General features: G+C 66.6%; 7 protein-coding genes. 3 read left to right on the forward strand and 4 right to left on the reverse strand.

Annotated elements, in window-relative coordinates; genetic code table 11:
* Positions 1-180: 180 nt before the first annotated feature.
* The 3 genes from AC1DWC_RS10775 to AC1DWC_RS10785 form a co-directional block, all read right to left on the reverse strand.
* Positions 181-4,200, reverse strand: a complete 4,020-nt coding sequence (locus tag AC1DWC_RS10775; RefSeq protein WP_477907874.1) for a DEAD/DEAH box helicase — start codon at positions 4,198-4,200, stop codon at positions 181-183.
* A gap of 128 nt (positions 4,201-4,328) precedes the next feature.
* Positions 4,329-4,592, reverse strand: coding sequence for a hypothetical protein (locus AC1DWC_RS10780; protein ID WP_137872703.1), 264 nt, complete (start codon positions 4,590-4,592; stop codon positions 4,329-4,331).
* 461 nt (positions 4,593-5,053) lie between these two features.
* A complete protein-coding gene (locus AC1DWC_RS10785; protein ID WP_477907876.1) occupies positions 5,054-5,677 on the reverse strand; it encodes a uracil-DNA glycosylase in 624 nt (207 codons plus the stop codon).
* Between the two features lie 428 nt (positions 5,678-6,105).
* On the opposite strand from AC1DWC_RS10785, the gene AC1DWC_RS10790 reads away from it, so the two are divergent.
* From AC1DWC_RS10790 to AC1DWC_RS10800, 3 genes are all read left to right on the forward strand, one after another.
* Positions 6,106-6,369: a hypothetical protein gene (locus AC1DWC_RS10790; RefSeq protein WP_477907878.1), complete on the forward strand. Its 264-nt coding sequence runs from the start codon at positions 6,106-6,108 to the stop codon at positions 6,367-6,369.
* Between the two features lie 339 nt (positions 6,370-6,708).
* On the forward strand, positions 6,709-7,422 hold the full coding sequence (locus AC1DWC_RS10795) for an endonuclease/exonuclease/phosphatase family protein (RefSeq protein WP_477907880.1): 714 nt from the start codon (positions 6,709-6,711) through the stop codon (positions 7,420-7,422).
* 317 nt (positions 7,423-7,739) lie between these two features.
* A complete protein-coding gene (locus AC1DWC_RS10800) occupies positions 7,740-8,531 on the forward strand; it encodes a hypothetical protein (protein WP_477907882.1) in 792 nt (263 codons plus the stop codon).
* An 80-nt stretch (positions 8,532-8,611) separates the two neighbouring features.
* On the opposite strand, the gene AC1DWC_RS10805 is transcribed toward AC1DWC_RS10800, so the two are convergent.
* Positions 8,612-8,871, reverse strand: a 260-nt coding sequence (locus AC1DWC_RS10805) for a hypothetical protein (protein ID WP_477907884.1), incomplete at its 5' end; no start/stop codon positions are given.

The following is an 8,871-nucleotide window of genomic DNA, read 5'->3' on the forward strand; positions in this document are numbered from 1 at the left end:
GATTTGTTGGGGTACAAGAGGTCCGGGCTGGTGTACGCGCTCCTTCTTGGGCAGATGGGTCCGGCGAGGGCAACTGGGTCCGGTGTCCGGATAGCCGAGGCGAGAAGGTAGTCCAGAGGTAAGCAAGGAGGCCGTTGCTGCACTGCTCGGGACGTGTCACGGTGTGGTTGACACGCGGCATCAAACCCGGCGCGGTTCGATGTGGGCCGTGAACCCGTTGGCTGATCGCAGGGTTCGGCGTGTTCCGCCCACGCGGCCGGATTTGCGGAGGGCTGCCGCCGCTCCGGTGTGGTTGAGGTCGGCTGCCTTCTGCCACCAACGGCCGGCCGCAGCGGCATCGCCTGCATCGTCGGCGAGTACGCCGAGCGCGTACATCGCATCTGCGTCGCCGAGGTCGGCGGATTCTTCGTACCAGTGACGGGCGGTGGCGGCGTCTTCGGCCTCGGCGGCGACCTCACCGAGGTTGTACATCGCAGTGGGGTCGCCGAGGTCGGCGGCCTTCTCCCACCAGCAGTGCGCCGCAGCGGTATCTCCGGCGTTGACGGCGAGTACACCGAGGTTGCACATCGCTTCGGGATGGCCCAGGTCGGCGGCCTTCTCCCACCAGCGGCGGGCCTCACTGGCATCGCCCGCATCGTCGGCGAGCACACCGAGCGCATATATCGCATCTGCGTCGCCGAGATCGGTGGCTTTCTCCGACAAGTGGCGGGCGGTAGCGGCGTCTTGCGTATCGGCGGCGGCTTTCCCAAGCTCGGACGCAGGTCCCGGTTCGGTGGTAGCAACGTCGTGGTCACGGCGTTCGCCTTCGCTCTCACCGCAGTCAGCCGCAGCGAACTCCGTCAGCCAGGCGCAGCGGGCGGCTGTCTCGTTTTCCTCTTCTTCCTGCGGCGGATGCACCGATCGGAGGATCGGTGGCAGATCGTTGGGGATGAGTGCATCGACCTGGACGAGTGCATCGGCTGACGGTGTGATCAGTTGCCAGTCGCTGCCGATACGTACCAGCGCGGTGAGTTCTTCGTCCCTGGACGCGATCCCGACCTCAAGGTTCAGTGCTCCGGCGAGGGCAGCGAGGGTCAATTCGTACTCGTCCGGTGAGGCATGCCCGGAGGTGAGGACTGCTGCGGCCGGGCGAAGAGTGTCGGAGGCGCGTTTGGGCAGCAGCCGGCGCAGGTTCTCACGCAGGGCAATCACCGCGAGATCCGGTTCGGCTTCGTACCCGGACAGTGCCGCCGCGACGGGTCGCAGTTGCGGATCCGGTGCCAGCAGCGCCAGCAGTTCCGTGGCACGTTTGCGACGGTCGGTCATCAGCAGCCGGCGCACCTTGCCGAAACGCTGGGTAACGACCGCGACCGGCCGCAGGTTGGGGATCAACGCGGCCGCGTCGGCGACCGGGTCGCTGCGGCCGGCGAGGGCATCGGCCGGCAGGTCGGTGACCAGGTTCCGGTAGGCGAAGTCACCGGAGCGGGTATAGAGGAAGACGTCGGCCGCGATCCGATCGGCGCACGAGCCGCGGGGTACGGGGATCTCCACCTGCCCGCCGGCAGGGCAGGTGGTCGAGATCGCCCGGTGGCTGCCTGCGGTGCTCATGATCGTCAACCGTGCGTCGGTCGTCGACGTCGTGACCGGCAAGGTCAGCCGCTGTGGGGGCGTCAGGTCCAGGTGGGCGCGGCCCCGGGCCAGATCGGTGAACTGGTCGGGGGAGACATCGACGCCGCCGGGTCGGGTGTTGATTCGGTCGGGTCCGGTGAATCCGGCACTGGTGGCGCGCCTCCACAGGTCTTGCATGGTGGTGTTGCGGTTCTGCGGTTCGAGGGTTTTCTCGAGGAACCAGAGCAGTCGGCCGCTGCCGCGGTCGGGGTGCGGGGTCAGGTGCCACCAGGACAGGCGCCGCGCCAGATCACCTGCGACGGCGGGCATCCAGGTGGTGGTGTCGAGGTAGCCGAGGGCGGCGATCCAGGCCAGGTAGCGGGGTAGGTCATCGATCGCTCGCCGGAACTCGGCCAGCGACACCCCTTTCGGTGGGGTGGCGTGCAGCTTGCGGGGGTCGCGTAACGCCAGATGCGCTGCTGCCATGCAGAACTTGGCTCCGAAGTCGTCCCGGACACGGCTGATCGCCCGCCGTGACCACGGTGTGAGGATCCACTGCACATGGGAGTCGTAGGCCTTTCGGTTCACCGGCCAGTCCCGCAGCTTCCCGACGTTGCCGGTCGCCGCCGCGATCACGAACTCCTCCGCCTCGGATGCGGACGTCGGCAGCGGTGTGTCGGTGATCGCGGTCAGCATGGCGCCGGCGGACTCGACGTCGACCATCAGACGTGAGGTCAGGGCACCGAGTTCGGTGACGGCCAGTCCGCCGTCGAGTTCGGTGACGAAGCCGCGGCGGACGAGGTGATCGACCGCGTCGTCGACGTCGAGCGGTTCACCGGACTGGGCGTAGGCGAAGGTTTCCTCGAACCACGATGCCGCCGAGCGGCGGTCGGTGATCGAGCCGAGCAGGATTTCGGCGAGGATGACGTCGGTGAGCCGGGAGACGACCTGGGATCGGGCGGCGTACCCGTCGGCGAGCCGGCGCCGCCACGACGCCTCCTGGTGGCGGGGGACAAGCAGGAACCCGAACCCTTCGGGTTCCTGCCCGGCGCGGCCGGCGCGGCCGAGCATCTGCTGCGCTTGACTGACCTCCAGCGGCGACATGCCCAGCTCGAGGTCCCGGATCACCACCGCCCGTGCCGGAGTGTTGACCCCTGTCGACAACCCCGACGTCGCCACCAGCGTCGCGATGGAGCGGTCCTTGAACGAGGACAGGGCCCGCCCGGCACGCGGTGCGTCCCGGAAGTGCAGTCCCACTCCACGATCGAATGTGGCCTCGACGAGCTGGTCGTCGGTGAGTCCACGGAATTCAGTGAGATCGGCGGCTTGTGCCGCGGTGCGGCGGGCGGCGTTCTTGCTGCCGCAGAAGACGAGCACACTCGCCGGCCCAGTCGATCCGTCGCCGTCGGTAGCAGGCGGGGTTGGTGTGTCGCGCAGTTCGGCGAGCAGTGACCGCATCACCCGGTCCTTCGCCCCCTCGAACTGCTCTCGCCGCGACCCCTCGGGGGGTTCGTCGTAGGGGACGAGTTGGGTGGTCAGGATCGTCGGCCGCCATGCCGACCGGATCAGCTGCGCGTTGAACCAGGAGGCGAGTTCTTCGGCGTTGGACACTGTCGCCGACAACGCCACGATCCGGGTGCGGCCCTCGACGGCCCGTAGCCGGGCGATCAGCGACTCCAACGTCGCACCGCGCTCGGGGTCCCCGACCAGATGGACCTCGTCGATGATGATGCACCCCACCTTGGCGATGAAGTCCCGCAACGACGAACGCCGGTAGAGGGCCTCGAACTTCTCCGTCGTCGCCACCCACAACTGGGCTCGACGCACCGCGTCGCTGGAGATGTTCGTTTCGCCGGTCAACTCGATCGCGTTGATCCCGTGCCCGCGCCACCGCCGGGCGGTCTCCCCGATCTCGGCGGCGAGCGCCCGCGCCGGCAGCAACCACACCGCGGGCTTGCCGTCCCCAACGATCGACCGCAGCGCCGCGACCTCCCCGATCAACGTCTTCCCGGCACTTGTCGGGGCCACAACCATCACATGTCCGAGGGTGGAGAGTACCGCAGGCACCGCTTTCGACTGCAGTGGGTTCAGCCGGGCGTAGCGGGTCAGAAACTTCTGCAGGTTCGTGGGGATGATCTTGTCGGCGCCGGTCCATTGCTCGTCACCGAGGGAAGCAGCGGCACGGTTGTCCACCAGCGTGCGGAAACCTGCCTCCAGGGGCTCGATATCCTCGGGCCGGGTGAACCGGTTGCCCGAGTTCTCGTTGCGTTCGATCTCGGTGCCGGTGAAGTTCATCGAGTAGGTGATCGCCTCGTCGTCCGCGATCAGTTCCTTCTCGTGGATGTAGCGGACCGCCACTAACTTCACCCCGGCGGCGCGCAGCTCCCGGTGCACGGCATCGTTCGACGCCTCCGGCCGGCTGAGTACCAGCACCTCGACGCCGCGGCGCTTCGCGGCGACCACCGCATCGAGCAGTGCACGAGCAGGGGTGCTGGTGTCCCACCACGGAACCTTGATCCACACCCGGCGCCGTGCCCCGGAGATCAGCTCGAGCAGCTTGCCGTGCAGGGGCAGACCGTTTCCGTAGTTCGAGAACCGAACCGGTTCGCTCACCCGATCCCCTCCACACCTGTTCGCACGGACACCTTGTGGGCTCAGCGTACTGAGCGGTCTATCCAGGCAGCCGGGCGTGCAAGTGAACCCGCGCGGGAGCCCGCTGCTGCGCCTTGGCCGGATCGGGGTCAGCGCCTCTTCTTCAACTTCCCGTACTGGTTCACGTAGACGGACAGCTCGGTACCGAAATCTTCGATTGTCGACCCGTTTTCGTCCTCAACCCACCAACGAACCAGGGTCTCTCCATCTCGAATGATTAGTCCTACCCAGTATTCGAGATGGTCTTTCGCGGTGGCGATGCTCTCCGGCAGAGAGTCCTGGGACGTTATGTGAACCTCCTTCGTGTAGAGGTTGCTTTCCGTCTGACAAACGAAAATCACTTGGCTGGCCATCGGCTACCTCTCCGTCCCGACCGTGTCGAGTGCCATTCGGCACGCCCATTCGTCTCGTGTGGCCCAGGTTCGGTCGGAGAGTAGCGATCACCCACGACAACGCCCAGACTGGCACGTGCGAGTCCGTGATGGGTGGGTAGGACCTCGGCGATCTCGTTGGTAGGGGGCGGCGATGTGGAGCTGCCGGAACCGGAACCCGTCAAGGGAAACGCCATAATCGGTGTTAGCGACGGACGCCGTGTCGGCGACCTCGAGCACGGCACCCACGTGCGTGGCGGACCGCCGCGAAGTCCGGGTGCTGTGCCCCGTTGGTCGCGTGTACTTTCGGGTAACCCGGGCGGGGTTCCCCCTCTGCAAGCCGTTGAATGATCGGCCGGTGGAACGCGGAGAAAGTGGGCCCCGCCTGGCCCCTTTCGTCGCCCACGGCGATGTGCCTGGGCCGGCGGGGCAGGACGGGTACGTCACGCGGTGACGATCCGCTGCATGGTCCGGATAGCAGTGTCGAAGAGCTCCCGCGCGTCCGGTTTGGAGTTCAATCCTCGCTGCCCACAGTGGGGTACATCCTCGATAACAGTCAGCCCGGTCCCCGCCAGGTTCGCGATCTTGGCACCGTGTTCGGCGGCGCGACCGAGGGGAAGGACTACTCGTAGATCCGGGCAGAGAGCTACGAACTCGCGGGTCCAGACCACTGCGCGGCGCCGTTCTGCGGTCGTCGATTTGCTGTTGCGGGGGTTCGCAGTGGGAAACGGGCAGACGTTCCAGTGCACGACGTACCGCCAGTCCACACCGACCTCGGCGTACTTTTTGCGGCAGTTCAGTGCTGTGTAGTCGGGGTTGTCGAGACTGAGCATCCCGGTCCCAGTGCCAGCCTCGGCCTGAGTGCTCGGATTATCGAGCAGGACGAGAGCCCGGGCATGAATGCCCCCCTGCGCAGGGTCGACATAAGGCACGTGACCTCGGGGGATCCGCTCATGGTCGGCGATCCGGTCGGCGAGATTGTTCAGGGGTGCGACGTGTGGCTCTCGAATCCGCGGCATCCGCGACGCAACAATCTGCAGTTTCTCGCCCCGATTCGTCACCGCCACAGGTCTACTCCATTCTCAAGACAGAGCAACGAGGCTACTGGGGGTTCCGGCAGTAATCGCTGAAGATCCAACGAAGTTCGGCATTTTGTCTGATAGATGGCCTGGCCGATGGCCTCATCGGCCCTGGGTGGGCGGTGCCGCTGACGATGCAGTGGAAGGTGGAGTCGGCCAGACGCTGTATTCCTCGGCCAGGTCGAGGCTCGCGTCGTCATTGGGTCGGGCCGGGCGAGGGATCGTCTTCCGTGCTGCGAGAGGCGGTCTCGGCTGTTTGCCCTTGAGTTGGACCTTCGCACGGGCTTTGGCCATGCCCTCGCGGGTCCGCAGGTGGTGCAGGTTGGTTTCGAACTCGGCGGCCCGGTGCTTCGCGAACTTCGTTATTTAATGCGCTGCTACTACCGGGACCCCAGTCTATGAAAGGACCACGACACGTGGCGGATTTTGTTGATGAGTGCGCGGAGGCGTTGTTTCGGGTCTTCGAGGAGGCGGTACCCGAACTGTCCCACATCGTCGCTGCCGACTTCCGGCACGGGATGATCGAGGACGGCCTGTTCTACATGCTGCGGCACCTCGTCCGGGTAGGCGCACCGGTCCCCGCTGACATTCACGCGATGCTCACCCGGTGCCTCGACGAATGGGACTTCCGGTTCGTGGATGAATGCAGCGAATACCTCGCACAGATCTCGCGACTCTGACCAACCCTCGCGCGTTCTTGTCCGTGACCGAGCATGCGACCGCCGCCGATGCCCCGACATGATGTTCCGCGGGTCTGGCAGTCGGTCCGGGTCGCCGAGGTGATGGGTCGGTTGGGCGGTCCACACCGTCGGCGACGTCGAACACGGTCCGCCGATCGACCACGTCACCTCCCTGACGTGCACCTGACTGCGCACTCCGCCGAGCTCCGGCTCAGATCACCCGGGGTCGTGTACCGGCTGGTGCCGCCACCAGGGAGATGTCATATCAGGTGTTACCGGTGGGCACCGGCGCGGGCGGTCCTTCCTGGGCTGGGGGAGTCGCGGTCGTAGGGTGGTGTCGTGGACAGTACCGAGATCACCGTCGCGACCTGGAACACCGAATGGGCACCTACCGCTGGCCGACGGGGGCCGCACGTTCGTGAGCGGCTGGCCGACGCGTCCGCGGACATCCTCGTGGTGACGGAGGGCAGCAGCGGGCTCTTGCCAGACGGCGGATACGTCGTCGATGCTGGCAACGACTGGGGCTACGAAGACAAGCCGCAGCGCCGCAAGGTGCTGCTCCGGTCCTGTTGGCCGCTCACCGATGTCGACCGCCTCACCACGGGCGGCGGAGCCGGGAGGGTCGTGACGGCGCTGGCTACCGCACCCGCCGGGCCGATCCGGATCCTCGCAGTCTGCATCCCGTGGGCCCGCGCACACGTGAGTACCGGGCGACGCGACGCCACGGCGTGGTCCGAGCACCTCGACTGTCTCGACCAGATCGAGGAGCTCGCCGAATGCTTTGACCCGTCGACACCGACGGTGGTCGCCGGGGATTTCAACCAGCGCATTCCTCGTGTCCTGCAACCTGCACGGGTCGCGGACCGTCTCGCCGAGGTGATGGGTCGGTGGATGATCCACACCGCCGGGGACGTCGAACACGGCCCACTGATCGATCACGTCGCCTCGAACCTGACGTGCACCGGAGTGCGCACCTGGTCCGGGCACGTCGCCGAGCTCAAGCTCAGCGACCACTCCGGGGTGGTGTGTCGGCTGGCGCCGGCAGGCCACTGACACTTCTGTCGGCAACCCGCGACGCCCAACCGCAGCATCGGGCCAATCCGGATCCCGGTCCGGCAGCAGGGGAAATGTCGTATCGGCTGTTACCGGCAACCAAATCGATGGCACTGCAATGCTTTTGTTGGCGCGTGTGCCGTCGTGGGCCAGTGGTTGCAGTCGTCGGGCCTCGCTCATGGCAGCTTCCAGCTGACGCACCGCCTGTCCTACTCGTGAAGTTGGCCTTCGACCCCACGCGGTACGGCAGGCCCCGGCATCAGCAGGTACGACGGGTACGATAGGTACATATGCGATGTCACGTCGAGAGGGGTGGAATGAGCGTCGAAGCTGACACTGCAGGCGCCATCGCCTGGCATGAGGCGGACGCCGTCGCGACCCTGATGCACTCGCTCCAGACCCGCGGGGTGCGCCGCGCCTCCGGGGCGCACATCGAGGAGTGGAGGAAGGCGATGGCCGCGTCAGGCCTGGACAGGACCTACTCGATCCCGACTGACGCCTGGGCTGTACTCCACGTCGACCGCACAGCACAGGACAGCAGGGACGACGAGGACACGATCGAGACAGTCGCTGAACTCGCAGCCGCGACCCTGTCCGCGCCCCAGCGACTGCAGCTCGCTCAGTTCCTTCTCGCCACCGTCGCGGTCGACGTGGCGGATGTACCCGCCATCGACCGACCCGTAGCCGCGAGGGCGGCCGGCACGCGGCAGGCAGACCTCGATACCGCAAAGAAGTCGATCCTCGACTCCCTCGAGATGATCAACTCGAAGGAGGTCGCCCGGATCCTGGCGCCTACCAGCGAAGCGAACCGCAGCGTCGCCCAGAAGCGCCGCGCGGCCGGCGATCTGATCGGCCTCCCCATCGGCACCCGCCCGAACTACCTGTACCCGGCCTTCCAGTTCGACACCCAGCGTCACAAGATCCACGACGTCGTCCGCCACGCGAACCGCCGCCTCTACGTCGACAGCGACCCTTACGGCGCCGCGAGTTGGTGGCTGACCCCGGTCGAGGTCCTCGACTGGAACAGCCCTTTCGAGGACCTCGAGGCAGGAAACCTCACCGTGATCGCCGTCGACAACGTGATTGACCATGCCCGGCAAGGCATGTGATCTGGTCGCCTGAGTCTCCAACCAGGCTGGCGTGACCTGCATATACGTCGTGAGGACACGTCCCTGGCTGTTGACTGCCGTCAACAGCCAGGCTCGGCCTCCCCCTGAGATTGGGGCGGGGCCGTGCCTTCTCGGAAGGCCTCCGAGGGTCCCGCCTGCCGCCACCACTTCCTTGCTATCTGCAACTCCCACACCACGAAGTCGAGGCCGGCGTACACCTCCGACTCCTTGCTGGATCGGGGCGGGAGGCCCTCGAAGTGCCGCTCGGCGATCCGGTCGAGTTCGTCATCGGTCATACCCGGTTGGACGCAGCCAGGGCGGGCCGGTTCCAGGCAGCAAG

Source organism: Rhodococcus sp. P4_C10 (genome assembly GCF_056402135.1).

What these genes read in the sequence shown, in the direction of transcription:
- AC1DWC_RS10780 (WP_137872703.1), bottom strand. Translation starts at nt 4,592, where the DNA reads ATGGCCAGCCAAGTGATTTTCGTTTGTCAGACGGAAAGCAACCTCTAC.
- AC1DWC_RS10800 (WP_477907882.1), top strand. Translation starts at nt 7,740, where the DNA reads ATGAGCGTCGAAGCTGACACTGCAGGCGCCATCGCCTGGCATGAGGCG.